This is a genomic window from Rhodococcus sp. PvR099 (assembly GCF_017833315.1).
Lineage (GTDB): Bacteria > Actinomycetota > Actinomycetes > Mycobacteriales > Mycobacteriaceae > Rhodococcus_G > Rhodococcus_G oryzae.
The window spans coordinates 5,490,837-5,513,131 of the sequence record NZ_JAFIBV010000001.1 but is presented as its reverse complement, the minus strand read 5'-3'; the positions used below and the strand labels follow the sequence as shown (position 1 = coordinate 5,513,131).

Sequence of the window (22,295 nt, the reverse complement as noted above, 5' to 3'; positions counted from 1 at the left end):
GTCTGCGGGGCGGGAGGCGCCGAAGCGGGGGGCCGATGGTCGCGGCCGGCACCATCGACTATCACACAGGCGGGCCCACGATATGAACCCTCTGTTTCATATCGTGGGACCAGCGAGGTCAGTCGAGGTCGTCGTGGCGCATCAACTGGCGGGCGGCCTCGGTGATGGATCCGGTCAGCGACGGGTACACCGAGAAGGTCTGCGCCAGGTCGTTCACCGACAGGTTGTTCTGGACCGCGATGGCGATCGGGAGGATCAACTCCGACGCGGTCGGGGCGACCACGACCCCGCCGATCACCACGCCGGTGGCCGGGCGGCAGAAGATCTTCACGAAGCCGCGGCGCAGTCCCGACATCTTGGCCCGCGGGTTGGTGTTCAGCGGGAGCATCACGGTGCGCGCCGGCACCTCGCCGTCGTCGATCGAGGCCTGGCTGACACCGACGGTGGCGATCTCGGGACGGGTGAACACCGCGGAGGCGACGGTCTTGAGCTTGATGGGGCTGACCCCCTCGCCAAGGGCGTGGTACATCGCGATCCGGCCCTGCATCGCCGCGACGGAGGCCAGCGGCAGCAGTCCGGTGCAGTCGCCCGCCGCGTAGATCCCCGACACCGAGGTTCGCGAGACGCGGTCCACCCGCAGGTAGCCGCCCGGGTCGAGCTCGATGCCCACCCGCTCGAGTCCGAGATCGTTGGTGTTGGGGATGGAACCGACCGTCATCAGGGCGTGGCTTCCGGTGACCACCCGACCGTCGGCCAGCGTCACCGCGATGCCGTCCGCGGTGCGCTCGACGGAGTCGGCGCGGGCGTGCTTGACCAGCGTCACACCACGCTCGGACAGCGCATCCTCGAGGACGAGGGCCGCGTCCGCGTCCTCGTGCGGCAGCACCCGGTCGCGACTGGAGACCATCGTCACCTTGACGCCCATCTCGGTGTAGGCGGAGACGAACTCGGCGCCGGTGACGCCTGAACCGACCACCACCAGGTGCTCGGGCAGCGAATCGAGGTCGTAGAGCTGACGCCAGTTCAGGATGCGCTCGCCGTCCGGCTTGGCGGTCGGCAGAATGCGGGGGCTCGCGCCGGTGGCGATCAGCACGACATCGGCGTCGAGTACCTGCTCGCCGCCGCCGTGCAGCGTCGCCTTCACCTGGTGCGCCGCCATCCCGAGCTCCTGGTCGATCAGCTCCCCGTGCCCCGCGAGCAGCTCGACGCCGACGGTCTGGAGCCGATCCCTGATGTCCGAGGACTGGGCCTGCGCGAGGCTCTTGACCCGGGAGTGGATCTGCGGCAGCGAGATGGTGGCCTGGGACGGCTCGAGGCTGATGCCCAGGTCGGTGGCCCGGCGCATGTCCGTGCGCACCCCGGTCGAGGCGATGAACGTCTTCGACGGCACACAGTCCCACAGCACGCAGGCACCGCCGACCCCGTCGCAATCGATCAGCGAAACCGACGCACCGTGCTGGGCGGCGACGAGCGCCGCCTCATACCCGGCCGGTCCGCCGCCAATGATCACGATCCGGGTCATTCATCCTCCAGTTGTTCGGGAGCTGTTACGCAGGGTGTCGGTGCGTTCCACGCTATTGCACCGGCCCCTTCCGACGCACGTTGGCACGGGTTCCCTGCGGCGAACGGGTTTCGTTTTGCTGTGTGCGGTTCTGCAGTCACCCCGACACGGTTTAGGCTTTCGCCGTGCCGATCTACGCCGCTTACGGATCCAACATGCATCCGGAGCAGATGCTCAAGCGCTGCCCGCACTCGCCGATGGCGGGAACGGGCTGGCTGCACGGTTGGCGATTGACCTTCAGCGGCGGCGACATCGGCTGGGAAGGCGCACTGGCCACCGTCGTCGAGGACCCCGACTCCAGCGTCTTCGTGGTGCTCTACGACGTCCCCGACGAGGACGAGGTGAGCCTCGACCGGTGGGAGGGCTCCGAGCTCGGCATCCACCGCAAGATACGGCTCCGCGTCGACACCGACGGCGAACCGGTGCTGGCCTGGCTCTATGTCCTCGACGCCTACGAGGGCGGGCTGCCCTCCGCGCGCTACCTCGGCGTGATGGCCGAGGCCGCCGAGATCGCGGGAGCGCCCGCCGAGTACGTCCGCGATCTGCGAACCCGCAACAGCCGCAACGTGGGCCCCGGGACTCCCGGCTACCCCAGCTAGAGAACGCCCGCCGCGGCCAGCGGCAGGTTGGCCAACACCCGGACACCGACCCCGAGCGCGCGCTCGTCCAGATCGAAGGTCGGCTGATGGATGTCGAGCTGCGGCCCGACTCCCGACCACACCCCCAGGCGGGCCATGGCGCCGGGAACCTCCTCGAGATACCAAGAGAAGTCCTCGCCGCCGCCCGACTGCGGGGTGTCCGATCTCGCGTCCGGTCCGATCGCGGCGATCGCGCTCTCGAAGATCCGGGTGGAGTCCTCGTCGTTCACCACCGGCGGCACGCCGCGCCGGTAGTTGAGCTGATAGCGCACCCCCGTCGGCGCCAGCAGACCGTCCACGATCTCGTGGACCATCGGTTCGAGCAGCGCCCAGGTGTCGTGGTCGCCGGTCCGGACGGTCCCGATCAGCCTGCCCGACTGAGGAATCGCGTTCGGTGCCTGACCCGCGGTGACCGCGCCCCACACCATCACGGTGCTCGTGCGCGGATCGATCCGCCTGCTCAGCATTCCCGGCAGTCCGGTGATGACCGTGCCGAGGGCGTACACCAGGTCGGTGGTCAGGTGCGGTCGGGACGTGTGCCCGCCCGGGGAATCGAGAATCAGTTCGACGGTGTCCGCCGCGGAGGTGATCGCACCGAGCCGGACGCCGACGCGGCCCGCCTCCAGCCGTGGGTCACAGTGCAGCGCAAAAATTCTCGACACCCCCTTGAGGGCTCCGGCCGCGACCGCCTCCAGTGCGCCGCCGGGCATCACCTCCTCGGCGGGCTGGAAGATCAGCCGCACCCCGACCGGCAGGTCCGGCGCCTGGGCGAGCGCAAGGCCCGCGCCGAGCAGGATGGTGGTGTGTGCGTCGTGGCCACACGCATGGGAGACCCCGGTGACCGTGGACGCGTAGGGCGCTCCGGTGGCCTCCTGGAGCGGCAGCGCGTCCATGTCGGCCCGAAGCGCGACCCGCGGGCCGTCCGGGCCGATGTCACAGGTCAAACCGGTTCCGCCGGGAAGGATCTCGGGTGCCAGGCCGGCCGCGATCAGGCGGGTCGCGACGAACTCGGTGGTGGCGTACTCGTGCCGGGCCAGCTCCGGGTGCGCGTGGATGTGGCGCCGCCACGACGAGAGGTCCGCGGTGTGGTCGGCGACCCAGCGGTCGATCCACTCGGTCATCGACCGCCCACCCCCCGCCGCTGTGCGCCGTCGAGCAGACGCGCCCGCTGTTCGGGGTCGGTCGCCGCACGGATCGCGGTGCCCGCCAGCGCCACCGCGCCGTCGGTGACCGCGCGGTCGGCGGACTCGGTCACGCACGCCGCGGCGAACGCCGGCTGATGGGTGGCCGCACCGCCCGACTCGATCCCGATCACGGGGTGGATCCCCGGCAACACGTGCGTGACGTTGCCCATATCTGTGCTGCCCAAGGGACGCGATCCTTCCAATGCCGGGGCCAACGGACTGCGCCCCATCTCCACTATCAGTTCACGATAGGACCGGACCAGCCACGGATCGGGCCGCAGTTCGGTGTAGTTCGGTGAGACGGTACGAATCTCGTGCGTGCACCCGGCCGCCAGCGCGCCCGCCTCGAAGCAGGCCAGCGCCCGTTCCGTCAGTTCGGTGAGCGAATCCGCGGTCTGCGCCCTCAGGTAGTAGTGCATCTCGGTCCTGGCGGGCACGATATTCGGCGCGATCCCGCCGTCGCTGACGATCCCGTGCATCTGCTGGCCCGCGGACAGGTGCTGACGGAGCAGCCCGAGACCCACCTGCGCGATGGTGGCCGCATCGGCCGCATTGCGCCCGAGCTGCGGCGATGCCGAGGCGTGCGCCTCGCGGCCGCTGAAGACGACGGCCAGATCGGCCATCGCGAGTGAGGTGGCACCCGCGATGTCCTCCGGGCCAGGGTGGACCATCATCGCCGCACCGAGGTCGTCGAAGACACCACGCTCGAGCATCAGCACCTTGCCGCCGCCGCTCTCCTCGGCAGGGGTGCCGAGCACCCGGACGGTGATACCGAGGCGGTCCGCGAGCGGCGCGAGCGCAAGGCCCGCGCCGACCGCGGACGCCGCGATGATGTTGTGCCCGCAGGCGTGTCCGATCTCCGGCAGCGCGTCGTACTCCGCGAGGATCCCGATGACCAGCTCGCCGCTGCCATAGCTGGCGGTGAACGCCGTCGGCAGTTCGGCAACCGGCGACTCGACGTCAAAACCCCGCTGCGAGAGCAGTTCCGCGACCTTTGCGGCGCTGCGATACTCCTCGAAAGCGAGCTCCGGCTCCGCGTGGATCGAATGCGACAGCGCGACGAGGTCGGACGCCGCTGTCGCGACCGTACCGACCACTTCCGAATTCACGGCTCCAGTATCTCATCCGTGTCCGGCGTCACCCGCCGCTCGAGCCCGATGGCTACCCGAAGCTGAGGTTCGACGGATCCGTCGGCACGGCGAAAGCCTCGAGGACCGGCCGGTGGATACCGGACTTGATCCCGGCGAGGTTCGGCCCGTGCAGCGCCGTCGACGCCGCCGCCCGCGCCACCGCGGCGGCCAGCACGCCGTCGCCGTCCGCCGTCTGGTTCACGATCCCGGCCGCCAGCGCGTCCGGACCGCCGTACCTGCGGCTGGTGGTCATCGCCTCGACCGCGGTCTGGCGGGGCAGGGCGGTCGTCATCAGCGCGTTCATGCCGATGGTGAACGGCATGTTCAGTGCCGCCTCCGGCAGGCTGTAGAAGCCCCGGTCCGCGCGCATCACGCGCAGGTCCTGCGAGGTGGCGAGCATGGCGCCCGCCCCGAACGCGTGGCCCTGCACGGCGGCGACCGTGACCATCGGGAAGTTCAGCAGCCGGGTGAACACGGTGTGCACCTGGTCCAGGTACCAGTGCGACTTGTCGAGGTTGCCGAACAGCCAATCGGTGTCGAGACCATTGCTGTAGAACTTGCCGGTGGCGTAGGTGACCAGGGCAGCGGGACCCTCATGGGCCTCGACCTCGTCCAGCTTCGCGTGGATCTCGGTGATCCAGTCCGGATGGAAGCGGTTCTCGCTGTCCGTCTGACCCTCGGCACCGAGGTACAGGATGAATACGTCGCCGTCGCGCTCAAGAAATGGCATATGGGCACAATAGCGGCCATGGACGATTCCGATTTGGTCGCCGACCCGTTCGGCACCGCGGCGCGGGCCGCGAGTGTGCTCGCCGAACGCACCGGTGTACCCGCCCACGACGTGGCGGTGGTGCTCGGCTCCGGTTGGCAGGCCGCCGCGGATGCGTTCGGTGTCCCGACCGCCACGGTGCCGATGGCGGAACTGCCCGGCTTCGCCGCTCCGTCCGCGTCCGGGCACGCCGGGCAGGTGCGCTCGGTGCGCGTCGGCGACACCCGGGTGCTGCTGCTGCTCGGTCGCACGCACGCGTACGAGGGGCACGACCTGACCCGGGTGGTGCACCCGGTCCGGACGGCCTGCGCCGCGGGCGCGGGGACCGTGATCCTGACCAACGCGGCGGGTGGGATCCGGGAGGGCATGAGTGTCGGTACACCGGTCCTGATCTCCGACCATCTGAACCTGACGGCCAGGTCGCCGCTGGTCGGCGCCGAGTTCGTGAACATGGTGGACGCGTACTCCCCCGATCTGCGCGCGCTCGCCAGGCGGATCGACCCGACACTGGCCGAGGGCGTGTACGCGGGCCTGCCGGGACCGCATTACGAGACCCCCGCCGAGATCCGGATGCTGCGGGTGCTCGGCGCCGATCTGGTCGGGATGTCGACCGTGCACGAGGCGATCGCGGTCCGGGCGATCGGCGCACGGGTGCTGGGGCTGTCGCTGGTGACCAACCTGGCCGCAGGCATCACCGGCGAACCGCTCGACCACTCCGAGGTGCTCGCGGCGGGTGCCGCGTCCGCCGCCCGGATCGGCGAACTGCTCCGCGACCTGGTCGCCCGGCTGTGACGGACCAGACAGTGACGGACGAGAGCGGGACACCGCTGACCTTCGGCACCGCCGGACTGCGCGGACCGCTGGGTCCGGGTCCGGGCGCGATGAACGTCGACACCGTCGTCCGGACCACCGCCGGGCTGGCGTCCTGGTTGCAGGCCCGCTGCCTCGGCGGGTCCACCGTGGTGGTCGGCCGGGACGCGCGGCACGGTTCGCGGGAGTTCGCCGCCGCGACCGCGGAGGTGCTCGCAGCGGCTGGATTCGACGTGGTGGTGCTGCCCCGACCACTGCCGACACCGGTGCTGGCGTTCGCCGTCCGCAGGCTCCGCGCCGCCGCGGGAGTCCAGATCACCGCCTCGCACAATCCCGCAACGGACAACGGATACAAGGTGTACACGGACGGCGGGGCACAGCTCATCGCGCCCGCCGACCGAGAGATCGAGCACGCCATCGCGGCGGTCGGTCCGGCCCTCGCGGTTCGCAGGGCCCCCGCCACTCCCACCGACGACGCGCTGCTCACCGAGTACCTCGCGCGGGTGGCGGCGCTCCCACACGGGAGCAACCGGGACCTGCGCATCGCGCTGACCCCGCTGCACGGAGTCGGCGGGGACACCGCGATCGCCGCCCTGACCGCGGCCGGATTCACCGATCTGCACACCGTGACAAGCCAATTCGATCCCGACCCCGACTTTCCCACCGTGCGGTTCCCCAATCCCGAGGAGGACGGGGCCACCGACGCCCTGCTCGAGCTCGCCGAGAGCGTCGGCGCAGACCTCGCGATCGCGCTCGACCCGGACGCGGATCGGTGCGCGGTCGGCGTCCCAGGACCCGACGGGTGGCGGATGCTGCGCGGCGACGAGACCGGCGTCCTGCTCGGCGACCACGTGCTGGCCACCGCGGGGCCTGATCCCCTCCTGGCGACCACGATCGTGTCCTCGCAATTGCTCGCGAAGGTGGCGGCGGCAAGGGGCGCCCGGTTCGCCGAGACGCTCACCGGCTTCAAGTGGCTGGTCCGGGCGGGCGCCGGCCTGGTCTACGCCTACGAGGAGGCGCTCGGGCACTGCGTCGACCCGGAGGCGGTCCGCGACAAGGACGGGATCTCCGCTGCCGTGCTGATGGCCGATCTGGCGGCGGGGCTCAAGGCGCGGGGCCGATCCCTGCCCGACGTCCTCGACGACTACGCGGTCGAGTTCGGGGTGCACGCGGGCGACCAGGTGTCGCGGCGGGTCGGGCACCAGGGTGAGCTCGCGGACCTGATGGCCCGCCTGCGTGCCGACCTGCCGCGGTCGCTGGCCGGCGACGTGGTCACCGCCGAGGACCTGCTGGCCCGGCGCGGCGCGCTGCGCACCGACGCGGTCGTGCTGCGCGGTGAACGCACCCGAATGGTGGTGCGGCCGTCCGGAACCGAGCCCAAGCTCAAGTGCTACCTGGAGGTCGTCGTGGACGTCGACGACCGCGCCGGCCTTGACCGAGCGCGGGCCGAGGCCGCGCGCCGACTGAGCGAGCTGCGCGACTACGCGCGCGAACTCTGACGCTCAGATCCAGCGCGGGCCGAACTGTCGGTCGCCCGCATCGCCGAGACCGGGGACGATGTACGCGTCGTCGTTGAGTCCCTCGTCGATGCTCGCGGTGACCAACCGGACCGGGAATCCCGAGTCCTTCAGGGCCGTGACGCCTTCCGGGGCGGCGACAACGCACACCGCGGTGATGTCGGCCGCTCCCCTGGTGACGAGGAGTTCGATGGTGCGCACCATCGAGCCGCCGGTGGCGAGCATCGGGTCGAGCACGTACACCGGGATCCCGGACAGGTCGTCGGGCAGCGATTCGAGGTACGGCACGGGCTGATGGGTCTGCTCGTCACGGGCCATGCCGACGAAGCCGACCTGCGACTGCGGGATCAACGAACTCGCCTGCTCGACCATGCCGAGCCCGGCACGCAGCACCGGCACCAGCAACGGCGGCGTGGCCAGCCGGACCCCGCGGGCGGGTGCGACCGGGGTCTGCACCTCGAACACCTCGATCTCGGCGTCGCGGATGGCCTCGTAGATGAGCATCTGGGTCAGCTCGCGCAGCGCGGAGCGGAAGGTCGGGTTGTCGGTGCCCGCGTCGCGCATCGTGGTCAGCAGCGAGGCGGCGAGCGGGTGATCAACCACATGGGTGTCCATGGCGAAAAGAATATGCGGGGAATTCGCGTCGATGGAACCGGAACGACGTCGGCGGCGTCCAACCATGTAACGCACAGTTCTGACCCCGGGGGAACGACATGAGTGAATTTTCGGCCGTGACCGAGGGCATCCGCGCCTACGGCGCGACGGCCTCGTCGATGGCGGCGCAGGTCGAGACCGCCGCGATGGGGACGGCGGCGGCGGGCCCCGTTCTGCTCGGACCCGCCTTCGGGCTGATCGGCGGCGATTTCGTCGCCGCCTTCGCGACGGCGCACGGCGGCCACGCGGCCGCGCTGACGAACCTCGCGCGGACACTCGGCAGCATGAGCGAGGCCGCGCACGCCTCGGCCGCGGCGTACGACTCCGCGGACCTGGGCGCGGCCACCGGCCTCAGCGCCACGGGCAACGGACTGGAGGCCTGAGCATGATCGGGATCGACCTCCTCGCCCGCCCCATCATCGAACTCGTGGAGACGTTCGGCACCGGCGTGATGCCGTCCGGCGGACCGGCCGATGCCATGAAGATCGCCTCGATCGCGCTGGACTCCGCGTACGCGGTCGGCAAACTCGGCATCGCCGAACTCGGCGGCGTGTGGACCGGTGTCGCGTCCGATGCCGCCGTGGCGAAGGCGGACCAGGCCCAGGCCCAGCAGGTTCAGCTCTCCGACCGGGGCAACGAGATCGCCGGGGTCCTCACGGTCGCGTCCCGCGACGTGAACACCGGGATGGTCGAACTCGAGGGCATCCTGCAGTCGTTCATCTCGGTCGCCGTCGCGGCGGGCCCCACGCTCACCACCCCGCCCGGCCAGATCATGATCATCGCCGCCGCGATCGATCACCTCTCCCGTGGGCTGACGGTCGTTGCCCGCGTCCGTGCCGAGCTGACCGCGCACACCGCGAAGATGACGGCGCTGACCGCACCCGAGCAGTCAACGGATCCCGCGGACCCCGGTGCCGCGCAGGCCCCGATCCGCCCCACGGCATCCGCGGGCGCCGGCACCACTCCCGCGTCCTCGCTGCAGCAGCGCGGCGACGCCTTCAGCGGCTTCGGCAACAGCTTCGGCAACGCCGCCTCGTCCGCCCCGAGCAACGCCTACTCCGGCTTCAGCGGCGCGATGGGTCAGCCCGGACGCGGGCTCGGCGGCGGCAACCCGCTCGGGCGGGGCGCGGGCACCGCTCCCCCCGAGATCGGCAAGGCCCCCACCCGCCAGCGAACCGGCAGCAGCTCGGACCCGCTGGGCAGCAGCGAGGGCGTCGAGATCTTCCTGCCCGACGGCAGCACCGCGATGGCACCGAACCGGGAGGCCGCGGACGCGGTCCGCAACGCGCTCAGCCAGCAGGGCGTGCCCTACGAGTGGGGTGGCACCACTCCCGGCCAGGGCCTGGACTGCTCCGGGCTCACCCAGTGGGCGTACGGCGAAGCAGGCGTGGAGATCCCCCGGCTCGCCCAGGAACAGAACGTGGGCGTCCCGGTGAGCCAATCCGACCTGCAGCCCGGCGACCTCGCCGTCTGGGACGGCCACGTCGCGATGGTGATCGGAAACGGTCAGATGGTCGAGGCCGGGGATCCAGTGCAGGTGAGTTCGGTCCGCACCGAGAACATCGGCATGGGCTTCCATGGCTTCTACAGGCCGACCGAATGAACGCCGACGAGGTCGCGGTCGCGACGGCCGAGGAGGTCGCTGTCGCGACGGTGGGAAACCGCGCGGGAACCGTCACCGTGCGCGCCACCGATCAGGGCATGCCCCTGGCGATCCACATCGACCAGCGCGAACTCCGTTATGGCGGAACGCAACTTGCCGCCTCGATCCTCGAGGTCTGCACGCGCGCCACGGCGGAGGCGAAGGTCCGCAGACGCGCCGACCTGACCGAGCAGGGCGTGCCCGCCGAGGTGCTCGACGCGCTCGGCCTGCCGACCAGGAACGAGTTGGCCGCCGCCGCGTACCAGGAGGACGAGGAAGAAGCCGCCCCCACGAGTTGGATGCGGCAGCTGTGAACGAACGAAGGACAACGCCGTGAACAGCGGACACCAGATGGACCTCGTGGTCGAGCGTGCCACCGGCCTGGCCAACAGCCTCGAGGACGCGCTGCACGACCTCACCCGCGCGCGGGCCCGGGTGACCCACGAATCGGGTCTGGTCAGCGTCGAGGTCGACCAGAACGGCGGGATGAGCGGCCTGTGGATCTCCGAGTCGATCGCCCATGTCGACTCCCGCGAGCTCGCGGCGATGATCACCGCCACCGCGGCAAGGGCAGCCCAGATGGTGGCCGACCGCCGGGAACGGATACTGGCGTCGCTGCAGGCCGCGTTCACCGACTAGGCTGCCAGCCATGGCAGGAGACATCGTCCCGATCCAGCTCGGTCTCACCGATGGTGACCTCGTCACGCTGTGGGCTCCCCAGTGGCGCGAGGGGGACGACGAGTGGGAGGCGTTCCTCGGTCACGACGAGGACCTCTACGCCTTCGAATCGGTCGGCGAACTGGCCGCGTTCACCCGCACCAACTCGGACAACGACCTGGTCGAGCACCCGTCCTGGTCGACGTTGTCGGCCTTGGGGGCCTCCGAGCTGGAACCCGACGAGACGCACGTCTACGACCTGGTCGGCGTGCCCGAGCTCGCCGCGGGGGATCCGGACGCCCTGACCATCGCCGAGCTCGAGGAGACCCTCGAGATGGTGCGCACCATCGGCGAGGTGTGCGAGCTCGACGCCGTCACCAAGTTCTTCGGCGGCCATCCCGTCCTCGGGGCACTGCCCGGCGGGGTGAACGCGTTCGCGGGCCGCGACGGCGAGGAGCTGTGGGTCCAGATCGGCACCGCGGTCGCGAGCGGTTGGGACGACGTGCTCGACGCGATCGATGCGATCGTCGCGACCCCAGAGGTCGACAAGGCCGCCGTCGCGGTCGCCGAGGCCGAAATCCTTGCCGCCGAGGAGAACATCGTCGACGCAGAGGACGCCGCGGAGGAATCCGACGAGGACGAGGACGACCTCGAGTTCATGACGGTCGACCTCGACGACGACACCGCCGACCCGATCGCCCTTGCCGCGGAGGACGAGTCGTTCTGGGCGTCCGTCGGCATCGACCCGATCAAGATCATCACCTCGGGCGCGGAGTACTACACGCTGCGGTGCTACCTCGACGACGATCCGATCTTCCTCGGCAGGTCGGGCCGCATCCTGGTCTTCACCTCGGAGCGCGCGCTGGCCCGCTACCTGGCCGACAACCACGACCACGACCTCGCACAGGTGAGCACCTACTCGGACGTGCAGACCGCGGCGGTCGACGGCGCGCTCGAGATCGAGGTCACCGACGAGAACGTCTACGTGTTGCCGGGCCTCGCGGACGATCTCGCGCAGGGACCCCAGTCGGTCGACGCGGACCAGCTCGACCTCGCGGTCGAACTGTTCACCGACGCAGCCGATTACGCGGACGACGACTCCACCGAGCAGGCTCTCGCCGCATCCACGCCGCTCGGCTGGTACGTCTCGTACACGCTCAACCCCGACCCCACCCGAATGGCACCGAACCCGCCGTTCGACGCCGAATCGGAGGCCTGGCGGGTGCTCGAGCGCGAGTTCGAGGCGCGCCTGCGGGTCGAGTGATCGGCTAGCCGATCAGCACCGCGTAGCCGGGTTTGACCACCTCGTCGATCAGGCGCAGACGCTCGGGGAACGGGATGAACGCGGACTTCATCGCGTTGATCGTGAACCGCTCCAGGTCGCTCCAGCCGTAGCCGAACGTCGTGACCAGCTTCAGCATCTCCTCGCTCATGCTGGTCGCGCTCATCAGCCGGTTGTCGGTGTTCACCGTGACACGGAAGCGCTCCCTCGCCAGCAGGTCGAAGGGGTGCTTCTCCAGGCTCTCCACCGCACCGGTCTGCACGTTCGAACTCGGGCACAGCTCCAACGGGATGCGCTTGTCCCGCACGTAGTTCGCGAGCCGGCCGAGGCTCGCGGTGCCGTCCGAGGCCACGGTGATGTCGTCCGTGATCCGCACCCCGTGGCCCAGCCGATCCGCGCCGCAGAACGCGATGGCCTCGTGGATGGACGGTAGCCCGAACGCCTCGCCCGCGTGGATGGTGAAGTGCGCGTTGCTCGTCCGCATGTACTCGAATGCGTCGAGGTGCCTGCTCGGCGGATGCCCGGCCTCGGCGCCCGCGATGTCGAATCCGACCACCCCGCGATCCCGGAACCGCACGGCCAGTTCGGCGATCTCCCGCGACCTGGCGGCGTGCCGCATGGCGGTGAGCAGACAGCCGATCCGGAGCTCGCGTCCGAGTTCGCGTGCCGCGGCCACACCCTCCTCGAACCCGAGCAGCGTGTGGTGCACCACCTCGTCCAGGCTCAGCCCCGCCTCCAGGTGCTGCTCCGGGGCGAACCTCACCTCGGCGTAGACCACCGAGTCCGCGGCCAGGTCCTCGGCACACTCCCTTGCGACCCGGGCGAGCCCCTCCTGCGTCTGCATCACCGCGACCGTGTGCTCGAAGGTCTCCAGATAGCGCACCAGGGAGCCGCTGCCCGCGGCCTCGGCGAACCACTCCGCCAGCGAGTCGGCGTCGGCGGCGGGCAGGGCGTCGTAGCCGACCTGCTGAGCCAGCTCGAGCACGGTCGCCGGCCGCAGTCCGCCGTCGAGGTGATCGTGCAGGAGTGCCTTGGGCGCGGTCCTGATGTGGGCGAGATCGAGCGGTGTCGGGCTCATGCTCCGACGCTAGACCCGCTCAGGCCGATCCGCTCGAAGACCAGCGGCGTCGACGGCGGCGTGTCGCCGACGCTCCACGCGTCCGCAAGGGCGGCCAGCGCCGGGTCGAACAGCCGCGGCGTGTCGCTGTACAGCGTGAACAGCGGCTGACCAGCGGCGACGGTCTCCCCGGGTTTGGCGTGCCAGCGCACCCCCGCGCCTGCCTGCACGGCCTGACCCTGACGCTCGCGGCCCGCGCCGAGCCGCCAGGCCGCGACACCGACGGCCATGGCGTCGAGCCGGGTCAGCACGCCGGACTCGGTCGCCCGCACGACCTCGTGATGGCGGGCGGTCGGCAGGGCGGCGCGTGGGTCCCCGCCCTGTGCGCGGACCATCGACCGCCAGCGATCCATCGCCCGCCCGTCGCGCAGCGCCCGCTCCGGGTCGATCCCGTCGATGCCTGCCGCCGCGAGCATCTCCCTGGCGAGCGTCAGCGTCAGTTCCACGACATCGGCGGGCCCGCCGCCCGCGAGCACCTCCAGTGACTCCGCCACCTCGAGGGCGTTGCCCGCGGTGTTGCCGAGCGGGCTGTCCATCGCGGTGAGGAGGGCGACCGTGCGGACCCCCGCATCAGCGCCGAGATCGACCATGGTGGACGCCAATTCCCGCGCGTCGTCGAGGTTCTTCATGAAGGCACCGGAGCCGACCTTCACATCGAGCACCAGCGCCCCGGTCCCCTCCGCGATCTTCTTGCTCATGATCGAGCTGGCGATCAGCGGGATGGACTCGACGGTGCCGGTCACATCGCGGAGCGCGTAGAGCTTGCGGTCGGCGGGCGCCAGGCCCGAGCCCGCGGCGCACACCACCGCGCCGACGTCGGGGTCCGACAGGATCGAGTGAATCTCCTCGGCCCCGAGATCGGCTCGCCAGCCCGGAATCGACTCAAGCTTGTCGAGGGTGCCCCCGGTGTGGCCGAGGCCGCGCCCGGACAGTTGCGGGACGGCCGCCCCGCAGGCGGCCACCAGCGGGGCCAGCGGCAGGGTGATCTTGTCGCCGACACCGCCGGTCGAATGCTTGTCCACCGTCGGCCTGCGCAGGCGCGAGAAGTCCATCCGGCCGCCCGAGGCGACCATCGCATCCGTCCATGCGGCGGTTTCCGCCCTGGTGAGTCCGCGGAAGACGATCGCCATGGCCAGCGCCGACATCTGCTCGTCCGCGACCTCGCCCCTGGTGTACGCGTCGATCACCCAGTGGATCTGCGCCGCGCTGAGCTCACCGCCGTCCCGCTTGGCTGTGATGACGGAGACGGGATCGGTCATGACCTCGCCCCTCCGTCCTGCCGCACCCGGTCCAGGTCCTGCGGCCCGAACGCCGCAGGTAAGAGCTCTGCGAGCGGCACGGCTCCGCCGGGAGCATCGACCAGGAGGTCGCCGCCACCGTGCTCGAGCAGTAGTTGCCTGCAGCGTCCGCACGGCATCAGCGTCTGCCCGCTGCCGTCCCGGCAACTGAAGGCGACGAGGGTCCCGCCGCCCGTAGAGTGCAAGTTACTGACCAGTCCACATTCGGCGCACAGGCCGAGTCCGTATGAGACATTTTCCACATTGCATCCGACGACGATTCGTCCATCGTCGACCAGCGCCGCCGCGCCCACCGGGAACCCCGAGTAGGGCGCGTAGGCGGATCTCATGGCGCGATCAGCATTGTCGCGCAACGTTTTCCAATCGATTTGGGCCACGGTGAGCCATCCTGGCACGCCCACTGAATGGATGCAGAAGATCCCCGAGATGGCCCCTCGGGCCATTGGGCAGGCAAACCTAAGAAGGTCGCCACCTCGTCGTACGAACCGCCTCTCGAATTAGTTCCCCGATTGGACGGGGATTACAGTTCAGTCAGTCGGTTCAGGTACACGTCGCGCCAAGGCTGAAAACTCCAGGGTCGTCCCAGATGAAACAGCCAAACGGGGTGCGGCACGTCCACCAAAGACGTTGGAGGCACAGCACTCGATGAGTAGCACGACTGAAGCCGCTCCGGCGAAGGAGCGCACACGGTCGCTATACCGGGGCGACCCCGGCATGTGGTCCTGGGTTCTACACCGGATCACCGGAGTCGCGACATTCTTCTTTCTCTTCGTTCACGTTCTCGACACCGCACTGGTGCGAGTCAACCCGGACACCTACGACCGGGTCATCGAGACCTACAAGAACCCGCTCGTCGGGCTCATGGAGCTCGCCCTGGTCGCGATGGTTCTCTACCACGCACTCAACGGCGTCCGCGTGATGCTCGTCGATTTCTGGTCGAAGGGTCCGCAGTACCAGCGCCCGATGCTCTGGATCATCATCGCGATCTGGTTCGTCGTGATGATTCCCGGCGCCGGTCGCATCTTCTACAACATGTTTGCGGGGCACTGACATGACTGAAGCCAAGACTCTCGGCACGTCCTACGACCGTCCCGCCAGCCTGGAGAACCCGCGTTCGCCGCGCCGCGTCGCGAAGAACAACTTCGAGCTCTACGCCTGGCTGTTCATGCGCCTGTCCGGACTCGCGCTGATCGTGCTGGTCCTGGGGCACCTGTTCATCATGCTGATGGTTGACAACGGCGTGCACCGCATCAACTTCGCGTTCGTCGCGGGTCGCTGGTCCAGCCCGTTCTGGCAGTTCTGGGACCTCACCATGCTCTGGCTCGCCCAGTTGCACGGCGGCAACGGCCTGCGCACCGTGATCGCGGACTACTCGCGCAAGGATTCGACGCGCTTCTGGCTCAACACGGTTCTCGTGGTGTCGATGATCCTGATCATGGGCCTGGGCACCTACGTCATCTTCACCTTCGACCCCAATATCGTCGCGAGCTAGGGGAGCAGAAACTTCATGCAGGAACATCGTTATGACGTGGTCATCGTCGGTGCCGGCGGCGCCGGCATGCGCGCAGCCATCGAGGCCGGCCCTCGGGTGCGCACCGCGGTCCTGACCAAGCTCTACCCCACCCGCAGCCACACCGGCGCGGCCCAGGGCGGCATGTGCGCCGCGCTGGCGAACGTGGAGGAAGACAACTGGGAGTGGCACACCTTCGACACCGTCAAGGGCGGCGACTACCTCGCCGACCAGGACGCGGTCGAGATCATGGCCAAGGAAGCCATCGACGCGGTCCTCGACCTCGAGAAGATGGGTCTGCCGTTCAACCGGACCCCCGAGGGCAAGATCGACCAGCGCCGCTTCGGTGGGCACACCCGTGACCACGGCAAGGCGCCCGTGCGCCGTGCGTGTTACGCCGCGGACCGCACCGGTCACATGATCCTGCAGACGCTCTACCAGAACTGCGTCAAGCATGACGTCGAGTTCTTCAACGAGTTCTACGCGCTCGACATCGCGCTGACGGAGACCGAGGAGGGCCCCGTCGCGACGGGCGTCATCGCCTACGAGCTCTCCACCGGCGAGATCCACGTCTTCCATGCCAAGTCCATCGTGTTCGCCACCGGCGGCTCGGGACGCATGTACAAGACCACCTCCAACGCCCACACCCTCACCGGTGACGGCATGGGCATCATCTTCCGCAAGGGCCTGCCCCTGGAGGACATGGAGTTCCACCAGTTCCATCCGACAGGCCTCGCGGGCCTTGGCATCCTGATCTCGGAGGCCGTCCGAGGCGAGGGCGGCATCCTCCGCAACGCGGACGGTGAGCGCTTCATGGAGCGCTACGCCCCCACCATCAAGGACCTCGCGCCCCGCGACATCGTGGCCCGTTCCATGGTGCTCGAGGTGCTCGAGGGTCGCGGCGCAGGCCCGAACAAGGACTACGTCTACATCGACGTGACCCACCTCGGCGAGGAGGTGCTCGAGGAGAAGCTCCCCGACATCACCGAGTTCGCCCGCACCTACCTGGGCGTCGACCCGGTCACCGAGCTGGTGCCCGTGTACCCGACCTGCCACTACGTGATGGGCGGCATCCCCACCAAGATCCGCGGTGAGGTGCTGCGCAACAACGACGACATCGTTCCCGGCCTGTACGCCGCGGGCGAGTGCGCCTGCGTCTCCGTGCACGGCGCGAACCGTCTCGGCACCAACTCGCTGCTCGACATCAACGTGTTCGGCCGTCGCGCCGGCATCGCGGCCGCCGAGCACGCCGAGAACACCGACTTCGTGCCGCTGCCGGAGAACCCGGCGAAGATGGTCGAGGAGTGGCTCGCGGTCATCCTCTCCGACCACGGCAGCGAGCGGGTCGCGGACATCCGCACCGAGCTGCAGCAGACCATGGACAACAACGCGTCCGTGTTCCGCACCGAGACCACGCTGAGCAACGCACTCAAGGACGTCCGCGCCCTCAAGGAGCGGTACAACCACATCACCGTGCAGGACAAGGGCAAGCGCTACAACAGCGACCTGCTCGAGGCCGTCGAGCTCGGCTTCCTGCTGGAGATGGCGGAGGTGACCGTCGTCGGCGCGCTCAACCGCAAGGAGTCCCGCGGCGGCCACGCGCGCGAGGACTACCCGGACCGCAACGACGCCGAGTACATGCAGCACACCATGGCCTACAAGGAAGGCGACGGTCTGCTCTCCGACATCCGTCTCGACTACAAGCCGGTAGTCATGACCCGCTACGAGCCGATGGAGCGTAAGTACTGATGTCCGCACCCGTTGTAGACAAGGACGCCCCCGCGCTGCCGCCCGTTCCCGAGGGCGCCGTGATGGTGACCCTCAAGATCGCCCGTTTCAACCCCGAGGACGGCGAGGGCCAGCACTGGGACAGCTTCCAGGTCCCGACCCTGCCGACCGACCGCCTGCTGAACCTGCTGCTCTACGTGAAGGGCTACCTGGACGGCACGCTGACGTTCCGTCGCTCCTGCGCGCACGGCGTCTGCGGTTCCGATGCCATGCGCATCAACGGCGTGAACCGGCTCGCCTGCAAGGTCCTGATGCGCGACATGCTGCCGAAGGACCCCAGCAAGACCCTCACCATCACGGTCGAGCCCATCAAGGGCCTGCCGGTGGAGAAGGACCTGCTCGTGGACATGGAGCCCTTCTTCGACGCGTTCCGCGCCGTGAAGCCGTTCCTCATGACCACCGGCAACGAGCCGACCCGCGAGCGCATCCAGTCGCAGGCCGACCGCGCGCGCTTCGATGACACCACCAAGTGCATCCTCTGCGCGTGCTGCACCACCTCGTGCCCGGTGTACTGGAGCGACGGCAGCTACTTCGGCCCCGCCGCGATCGTCAACGCGCACCGGTTCATCTTCGACAGCCGCGACGAGGGTGCCTCGGAGCGTCTGGACATCCTGAACGACAAGGATGGCGTGTGGCGCTGCCGCACCACCTTCAACTGCACCGACGCGTGCCCCCGTGGCATCCAGGTGACGAAGGCGATCCAGGAAGTCAAGCGCGCTCTGCTGTTCGCGCGCTAAGCGATTCAGACACCGAAGGCGCGGTTCCCGGCAACGGGAACCGCGCCTTTTGTCATTCCCTCCCCCGGTCCGGACGGGCGAGGAGGGCGCCGCCGCCTGCCGCGTCCACCCGGGTTCCGAGGTCGCGACCGAGTCCGTCGAGGACCCCGCGTAGCCATTCGGTGTCGGCCGCGCAGGCACGGCGCAGCCGCATCCGCCGAGATTGCATCGGCACGATCCGGAACTCGCGAAGCTCGTGCGTCCCGGCATCGAGAGTGACCAGATACAGCGGCCTGAGGTCGTCGCGGAACCGTTCGTATCCACCGATCCCCTCGTAGTCGTTGATCAGGTCACCGCAGCCGTACAGGATCGGCCTGCCTCGGTAGATCTCGACGGGGCGCGGGTGGTGCGACGAATGACCGTGGACGATGTCGACGCCGCCGTCGACCAGCCGGTGTGCGAATCGCACCTGCGCCCCTGGCACACCGAAACCCCAGTTCGACCCCCAATGCACCGAGGCCACCACCAGGTCGCCTTCGCGGCGCGCCCGCAGCACCCGGTTGATCACGGCGTCGGCGCCGCTGTTCGACAAGTCCGCGAGCAGCGCCAGACCCGGGCGGCCGCCCCTCGCCGCGTCCAGGGGCGAGACACCGGCGGACTCGGCGCCCATCGACCAGATCAGCGCGCGGCCCGCCGCGGTGTGAACCGCAACCGGAGCCCACGCCTGCCGGGCCGTCCGGCCCGCGCCCGCGTGCCGGACACCCGCGCGGCGAAGCGTGCGCAGTGTCTCCTCGAGACCGCGGACGCCGAAGTCCAGGATGTGGTTGTTCGCCAGGACGCAGACATCGATGTCGGCGGCGGTGAGCACCCCGACATTCGATGGGTGCATCCGATAGTTGATCCCCTTGGGCGCGTAGTCCTCGGAGGTGGTGACGGCGGTCTCCAGGTTGATCACCCGAAGGTCGGGCCCTGACTCCTCGAGGACCTTCAGCGCCGCACCCCATGGCCAGTCGTAGTCGACCGGTGCGGCGATCGCGCCGCTCACCCGCTCGGCCAACGAGACATACTCGCGCGCGTCGCGAACGCAGCGCTCCCGCAGCGCAGGCGAGCCCGGACACGGCAGGATCTGGTCCACGCCCCTGCCGGTCATCACGTCCCCGGCGAGGAACAGCGTGATCGTCTCGGCCATTCGTCCATCACCCAGATCCACGGTAGTCACCTCGGACCACCGCGGTCGGCGGCTACCGGTCGACCACGGTCATGTCGAAGTGATACATGGTCGCGCGGTAGACGTGGCTGCCGAATTCCACCACCCGGCCCTCGTCGTCGAACGCGGTGCGGTTCATCGTCAGCAACGGCGCCCTGATCTTCTCGTCGAGCAGCGCGGCCTCGGCCCGGTCGGCGGCCTTGGCCCCGATCCGTTGCCGCGCGAGGCGGATGTGCACCCCGCGGGTGCGCAGCGACTGGTACAGCCCGTGCGTCTCCAGTTCCTCGGGGCCGGGCGCGAGGGCCGCGGGCAGGTGGTTGGTCATCAGCGCGAGCGGCTCGCCGTTGCTCAGCCGCAGCCGGCGGATGGTCGCGACCTCTTCCTGGCCGAGCAGGTTCAGCTCCCGCGCGACGTCCTCGGTCGGCGCGCCGACCCGATACTCGAGCAGCGTGGTGGTCGGGTTCTGGCCGGCCTTGGCGAGGTCGTCGAAGAGGCTGGTCAGCTCGATCGGCCGGTGTACCGGGCCCTGCACCACCTGGGTTCCGACGCCGCGCTTGCGCACCAGCAGCCCCTTGTCGACCAGTTCCGCGATGGCGCGCCTGGCGGTGGGCCGGGACAGGTTCAGCCGCTTGGCGAGATCCAGCTCGTTCTCGAACCGGTCCCCCGGCCCCAGGTCACCGACAAGGATGGCGCCCTCGATCGCCTGCGCCAGCTGGAAGTACAGCGGCACCGGACTCGACCGGTCGAGTTCAACGGCAAGCGGTGCAGCCACTCTCGGCTCCGATCATCGACGGCGACCGCGCCCGTGCGGCCACCGAAAGGCAGGCTGAGGCGAAGATTAACACCAGTCGACCGAAAGTTAGAATGTCAGGACAAATGGTTGACATTCCCCCGCGGAGTGGCGCAGAGTTTGCATCAGAGATCAGTCTCCATCAACGTCGGGAGTCCCTCTTGGCAAACACGGGAAATCGACTGTTCGACGTGCTCGCCATCGGGCGATGCGGCGTCGATCTCTACCCGATGCAGACCGGTGTCGGCCTCGAGGACGCTCAGCTCTTCGGCAAGTTCCTGGGCGGCAGCGCGGCAAACGTGGCCGTCGCGGCGGCCCGCCTCGGCCTCCGCAGCGCGCTGATCTCCGGCGTCGGCAGTGATCCGTTCGGCGCGTTCGTGCGCGCGGAACTCGCCCGCCTCGGTGTCGACAACCGGTACGTCCGCACGGATCAGGAGTACCCGACACCGATCACGTTCTGCGAGGTCTTCCCGCCCGACCGGTTCCCGCTGTACTTCTACCGCCGCCCCGCCGCGCCGGATCTGCAGCTGCGCGCGGACGAGATCGACACCGCGGCCGTCCGGTCCGCGGCGCTGTACTGGTCGACGCTGACCGGCCTGTCCGAACAGCCAAGCCGCGACGCTCATTTCGCCGCGTGGCTGGCGCGGGGCCGCTCTCGGCACACGGTGCTCGACCTCGACTACCGGCCGATGTTCTGGGACTCCCCCGCGGCGGCCACCGCCGTGGCGCGGCGGGCGCTACAACAGGTCAGCGTGGCGGTGGGAAATCTCGAGGAGTGCGAGATCGCGGTCGGCGAGTGCGATCCACGCCGGGCGGCCGACGCGCTGCTCGACCTCGGCGTCGAGCTCGCGGTCGTCAAACGCGGGCCTGCAGGCGTGCTCGCCAGGACGCGGGACGAGACGGTGACCGTGCCGCCCGTCACGGTCGAGGTGGTCAACGGGCTCGGCGCGGGTGACGGCTTCGGCGGCAGCCTCTGTCACGGCCTGCTCGCCGGCTGGCCGCTGGAGAAGACGCTGCGCCATGCCAACGCGGCGGGTGCCATCGTCGCCTCGCGCCTGGAATGCTCCACCGCGATGCCGACCTCGGACGAGGTCGCGGCCCTCGCCGAACAGTCCGCCGTGGGTGCCGTCGATGCCTGACCCGAACCACCTCCCCGCGGGCACCGCCGCCGACGGCCCGTTCGCGCTGGCCATCACCCCGGAGTCGGCGGGCTGGAGCGCGTCGAGCCTGTGGATCCTCGAGCTACCGCCGGGCGGGCGGGTCGACCTCGACTCCGGCGACGACGAGATCATCGTGCTGCCGCTGTCCGGGTCCGCCGCGGTGGGCTGCGAGAGTCGCGAGATCACCCTCGCCGGTCGGCGATCGGTGTTCGACGGACCGAGCGATTTCGGCTACGTGGGGCGGGGACGTCCGTACGCGGTGGGCAGCGTCGACGGCGGGCGCTTCGCCCTGTGCGGCGCGCGGGCGGCAACCGACCTCCCGTTCCGCCACGTCGCGGCGGCCGCGGTCCCGGTCGAGCTGCGCGGCGCCGGGCACTGCAGTCGTCAGGTGCACAACTTCGCGATGACCGACACCTTCGACGCCGATTCGATCCTCGCCTGCGAGGTGATCACCCCGGCGGGCAACTGGTCCTCGTACCCCAGCCACAAGCACGACGAGGACACCGCACACGAGTCCGCACTCGAGGAGATCTACTACTTCGAGTTCGGCGAGACCGGAGGGCGGGCGGTGGATCGGGGCCGTCGCGGGTTCGGGTTCCACCGGGTGTACGGCACGCCGGACCGACCGATCGACGTGCTGGCCGAGGTGCGTACCGGGGACGCCGTGCTGGTGCCGCACGGCTACCACGGACCGTCCGTGGCCGCGCCCGGCTACGACATGTACTACCTGAACGTGATGTCCGGGGCCGGCACCGGGCGGTCCTGGCGGATCGTCGACGATCCCGCCCATGCCTGGGTCAGGCAGACCTGGCTCGGCCAGGACGTCGACCCCCGGCTGCCCATCCCCCGGACCACAGGAGCGTGA

At 69.7% G+C, this 22,295-nt stretch carries 24 protein-coding genes; 14 read left to right on the top strand and 10 right to left on the bottom strand.

All coding sequences use genetic code 11. The features are described 5' to 3' along the window. Positions 1 to 118: 118 nt before the first annotated feature. On the bottom strand, positions 119 to 1,522 hold the full coding sequence (locus JOE46_RS25445; RefSeq protein WP_097210489.1) for an NAD(P)H-quinone dehydrogenase: 1,404 nt from the start codon (positions 1,520 to 1,522) through the stop codon (positions 119 to 121). 164 nt (positions 1,523 to 1,686) lie between these two features. Between JOE46_RS25445 and JOE46_RS25440 the strand changes: the two genes are divergently transcribed. After that, positions 1,687 to 2,160, top strand: a complete 474-nt coding sequence (locus tag JOE46_RS25440; RefSeq protein ID WP_027500255.1) for a gamma-glutamylcyclotransferase — start codon at positions 1,687 to 1,689, stop codon at positions 2,158 to 2,160. Here the strand turns inward: JOE46_RS25440 and JOE46_RS25435 are convergent. The 3 genes from JOE46_RS25435 to JOE46_RS25425 are packed head-to-tail and all read right to left on the bottom strand — an operon-like array spanning position 2,157 to position 5,243. Beyond that, positions 2,157 to 3,320, bottom strand: coding sequence for a M20 family metallopeptidase (locus JOE46_RS25435; RefSeq protein ID WP_097210488.1), 1,164 nt, complete (start codon positions 3,318 to 3,320; stop codon positions 2,157 to 2,159). The two genes, JOE46_RS25440 and JOE46_RS25435, sit on opposite strands and share 4 nt — an antisense overlap. Next, positions 3,317 to 4,492, bottom strand: coding sequence for a M20 family metallopeptidase (locus tag JOE46_RS25430; RefSeq protein ID WP_209928810.1), 1,176 nt, complete (start codon positions 4,490 to 4,492; stop codon positions 3,317 to 3,319). Before JOE46_RS25430 ends, JOE46_RS25435 begins: the two co-directional genes overlap by 4 nt. Positions 4,493 to 4,544: 52 nt before the next feature. Further along, the gene (locus JOE46_RS25425) at positions 4,545 to 5,243 is read right to left on the bottom strand and encodes an enoyl-CoA hydratase/isomerase family protein (RefSeq protein ID WP_097210486.1); all 699 of its coding nucleotides are present in this window, start codon (positions 5,241 to 5,243) and stop codon (positions 4,545 to 4,547) included. Between the two features lie 18 nt (positions 5,244 to 5,261). Here JOE46_RS25425 and JOE46_RS25420 point away from each other — a divergent pair, with 18 nt between their 5' ends. Further along, entirely contained in the window at positions 5,262 to 6,074 is an 813-nt protein-coding gene (locus JOE46_RS25420; protein WP_209928808.1) for a purine-nucleoside phosphorylase, read from the top strand. An 11-nt stretch (positions 6,075 to 6,085) separates the two neighbouring features. Beyond that, entirely contained in the window at positions 6,086 to 7,591 is a 1,506-nt protein-coding gene (locus tag JOE46_RS25415; RefSeq protein WP_374102910.1) for a phospho-sugar mutase, read from the top strand. 3 nt (positions 7,592 to 7,594) lie between these two features. On the opposite strand, the gene upp is transcribed toward JOE46_RS25415, so the two are convergent. Continuing rightward, the gene (upp, locus tag JOE46_RS25410; RefSeq protein WP_209928806.1) at positions 7,595 to 8,224 is read right to left on the bottom strand and encodes a uracil phosphoribosyltransferase; all 630 of its coding nucleotides are present in this window, start codon (positions 8,222 to 8,224) and stop codon (positions 7,595 to 7,597) included. A gap of 98 nt (positions 8,225 to 8,322) precedes the next feature. Between upp and JOE46_RS25405 the strand changes: the two genes are divergently transcribed. From JOE46_RS25405 to JOE46_RS25385, 5 genes are read left to right on the top strand one after another with little or no spacing between them, the layout of a single operon-like run. Beyond that, complete coding sequence (locus tag JOE46_RS25405; protein ID WP_209928804.1) at positions 8,323 to 8,646, top strand: type VII secretion target; 324 nt, start codon at positions 8,323 to 8,325, stop codon at positions 8,644 to 8,646. A gap of 2 nt (positions 8,647 to 8,648) precedes the next feature. Continuing rightward, positions 8,649 to 9,866: a C40 family peptidase gene (locus JOE46_RS25400; protein WP_209928802.1), complete on the top strand. Its 1,218-nt coding sequence runs from the start codon at positions 8,649 to 8,651 to the stop codon at positions 9,864 to 9,866. Then, the gene (locus JOE46_RS25395) at positions 9,863 to 10,219 is read left to right on the top strand and encodes a hypothetical protein (RefSeq protein ID WP_097210480.1); all 357 of its coding nucleotides are present in this window, start codon (positions 9,863 to 9,865) and stop codon (positions 10,217 to 10,219) included. Before JOE46_RS25400 ends, JOE46_RS25395 begins: the two co-directional genes overlap by 4 nt. Positions 10,220 to 10,238: 19 nt before the next feature. Beyond that, on the top strand, positions 10,239 to 10,544 hold the full coding sequence (locus JOE46_RS25390; protein WP_097210479.1) for a YbaB/EbfC family nucleoid-associated protein: 306 nt from the start codon (positions 10,239 to 10,241) through the stop codon (positions 10,542 to 10,544). Positions 10,545 to 10,554: 10 nt separating this feature from the next. Continuing rightward, positions 10,555 to 11,826, top strand: coding sequence for a primosomal protein (locus JOE46_RS25385; protein ID WP_209928801.1), 1,272 nt, complete (start codon positions 10,555 to 10,557; stop codon positions 11,824 to 11,826). A gap of 4 nt (positions 11,827 to 11,830) precedes the next feature. Here JOE46_RS25385 and JOE46_RS25380 read toward each other — a convergent pair whose 3' ends face one another. Genes JOE46_RS25380 through JOE46_RS25370 form a run of 3 tightly spaced genes read right to left on the bottom strand, consistent with a single transcriptional unit; the run spans position 11,831 to position 14,636 of the window. Next, positions 11,831 to 12,922: an adenosine deaminase gene (locus tag JOE46_RS25380; RefSeq protein ID WP_209928799.1), complete on the bottom strand. Its 1,092-nt coding sequence runs from the start codon at positions 12,920 to 12,922 to the stop codon at positions 11,831 to 11,833. Beyond that, on the bottom strand, positions 12,919 to 14,220 hold the full coding sequence (locus JOE46_RS25375; RefSeq protein WP_209928798.1) for a thymidine phosphorylase: 1,302 nt from the start codon (positions 14,218 to 14,220) through the stop codon (positions 12,919 to 12,921). Before JOE46_RS25375 ends, JOE46_RS25380 begins: the two co-directional genes overlap by 4 nt. Further along, positions 14,217 to 14,636 (bottom strand): cytidine deaminase, encoded by a 420-nt coding sequence (locus tag JOE46_RS25370; protein ID WP_097210659.1) that lies wholly within the window; start codon positions 14,634 to 14,636, stop codon positions 14,217 to 14,219. Before JOE46_RS25370 ends, JOE46_RS25375 begins: the two co-directional genes overlap by 4 nt. Before the next feature lie 268 nt (positions 14,637 to 14,904). On the opposite strand from JOE46_RS25370, the gene sdhC reads away from it, so the two are divergent. Genes sdhC through JOE46_RS25350 form a run of 4 tightly spaced genes read left to right on the top strand, consistent with a single transcriptional unit; the run spans position 14,905 to position 18,294 of the window. Further along, positions 14,905 to 15,309 carry a succinate dehydrogenase, cytochrome b556 subunit gene (gene sdhC / locus JOE46_RS25365; RefSeq protein WP_072753666.1) on the top strand — a complete coding sequence of 135 codons (405 nt, stop codon included), beginning with the start codon at positions 14,905 to 14,907 and terminating at the stop codon, positions 15,307 to 15,309. A gap of 1 nt (position 15,310) precedes the next feature. After that, a complete protein-coding gene (locus tag JOE46_RS25360; protein WP_077040953.1) occupies positions 15,311 to 15,751 on the top strand; it encodes a succinate dehydrogenase hydrophobic membrane anchor subunit in 441 nt (146 codons plus the stop codon). Between the two features lie 15 nt (positions 15,752 to 15,766). Then, the gene (sdhA, locus tag JOE46_RS25355; protein WP_077040952.1) at positions 15,767 to 17,518 is read left to right on the top strand and encodes a succinate dehydrogenase flavoprotein subunit; all 1,752 of its coding nucleotides are present in this window, start codon (positions 15,767 to 15,769) and stop codon (positions 17,516 to 17,518) included. Then, positions 17,518 to 18,294 carry a succinate dehydrogenase iron-sulfur subunit gene (locus JOE46_RS25350; protein WP_077040951.1) on the top strand — a complete coding sequence of 259 codons (777 nt, stop codon included), beginning with the start codon at positions 17,518 to 17,520 and terminating at the stop codon, positions 18,292 to 18,294. Before sdhA ends, JOE46_RS25350 begins: the two co-directional genes overlap by 1 nt. A gap of 52 nt (positions 18,295 to 18,346) precedes the next feature. Here JOE46_RS25350 and JOE46_RS25345 read toward each other — a convergent pair whose 3' ends face one another. Next, positions 18,347 to 19,462 carry a CapA family protein gene (locus tag JOE46_RS25345; protein WP_097210475.1) on the bottom strand — a complete coding sequence of 372 codons (1,116 nt, stop codon included), beginning with the start codon at positions 19,460 to 19,462 and terminating at the stop codon, positions 18,347 to 18,349. Positions 19,463 to 19,514: 52 nt separating this feature from the next. Further along, positions 19,515 to 20,252 (bottom strand): GntR family transcriptional regulator, encoded by a 738-nt coding sequence (locus tag JOE46_RS25340; protein ID WP_097210474.1) that lies wholly within the window; start codon positions 20,250 to 20,252, stop codon positions 19,515 to 19,517. A gap of 179 nt (positions 20,253 to 20,431) precedes the next feature. Here JOE46_RS25340 and iolC point away from each other — a divergent pair, with 179 nt between their 5' ends. Continuing rightward, a complete protein-coding gene (gene iolC / locus JOE46_RS25335; RefSeq protein ID WP_280923558.1) occupies positions 20,432 to 21,409 on the top strand; it encodes a 5-dehydro-2-deoxygluconokinase in 978 nt (325 codons plus the stop codon). Continuing rightward, positions 21,402 to 22,295 (top strand): 5-deoxy-glucuronate isomerase, encoded by an 894-nt coding sequence (iolB, locus tag JOE46_RS25330; RefSeq protein WP_097210658.1) that lies wholly within the window; start codon positions 21,402 to 21,404, stop codon positions 22,293 to 22,295. The genes iolC and iolB overlap by 8 nt, the downstream gene beginning before the upstream one ends.

Coding starts and splice junctions, on each gene's coding strand:
- JOE46_RS25445 (WP_097210489.1), bottom strand. CDS start 1,522: ATGACCCGGATCGTGATCATTGGCGGCGGACCGGCCGGGTATGAGGCG.
- JOE46_RS25435 (WP_097210488.1), bottom strand. CDS start 3,320: ATGACCGAGTGGATCGACCGCTGGGTCGCCGACCACACCGCGGACCTC.
- JOE46_RS25425 (WP_097210486.1), bottom strand. CDS start 5,243: ATGCCATTTCTTGAGCGCGACGGCGACGTATTCATCCTGTACCTCGGT.
- JOE46_RS25420 (WP_209928808.1), top strand. CDS start 5,262: ATGGACGATTCCGATTTGGTCGCCGACCCGTTCGGCACCGCGGCGCGG.
- upp (WP_209928806.1), bottom strand. CDS start 8,224: ATGGACACCCATGTGGTTGATCACCCGCTCGCCGCCTCGCTGCTGACC.
- JOE46_RS25405 (WP_209928804.1), top strand. CDS start 8,323: ATGAGTGAATTTTCGGCCGTGACCGAGGGCATCCGCGCCTACGGCGCG.
- JOE46_RS25400 (WP_209928802.1), top strand. CDS start 8,649: ATGATCGGGATCGACCTCCTCGCCCGCCCCATCATCGAACTCGTGGAG.
- JOE46_RS25395 (WP_097210480.1), top strand. CDS start 9,863: ATGAACGCCGACGAGGTCGCGGTCGCGACGGCCGAGGAGGTCGCTGTC.
- JOE46_RS25385 (WP_209928801.1), top strand. CDS start 10,555: ATGGCAGGAGACATCGTCCCGATCCAGCTCGGTCTCACCGATGGTGAC.
- JOE46_RS25380 (WP_209928799.1), bottom strand. CDS start 12,922: ATGAGCCCGACACCGCTCGATCTCGCCCACATCAGGACCGCGCCCAAG.
- JOE46_RS25375 (WP_209928798.1), bottom strand. CDS start 14,220: ATGACCGATCCCGTCTCCGTCATCACAGCCAAGCGGGACGGCGGTGAG.
- sdhC (WP_072753666.1), top strand. CDS start 14,905: ATGAGTAGCACGACTGAAGCCGCTCCGGCGAAGGAGCGCACACGGTCG.
- JOE46_RS25360 (WP_077040953.1), top strand. CDS start 15,311: ATGACTGAAGCCAAGACTCTCGGCACGTCCTACGACCGTCCCGCCAGC.
- sdhA (WP_077040952.1), top strand. CDS start 15,767: ATGCAGGAACATCGTTATGACGTGGTCATCGTCGGTGCCGGCGGCGCC.
- JOE46_RS25350 (WP_077040951.1), top strand. CDS start 17,518: ATGTCCGCACCCGTTGTAGACAAGGACGCCCCCGCGCTGCCGCCCGTT.
- JOE46_RS25345 (WP_097210475.1), bottom strand. CDS start 19,462: ATGGCCGAGACGATCACGCTGTTCCTCGCCGGGGACGTGATGACCGGC.
- iolB (WP_097210658.1), top strand. CDS start 21,402: ATGCCTGACCCGAACCACCTCCCCGCGGGCACCGCCGCCGACGGCCCG.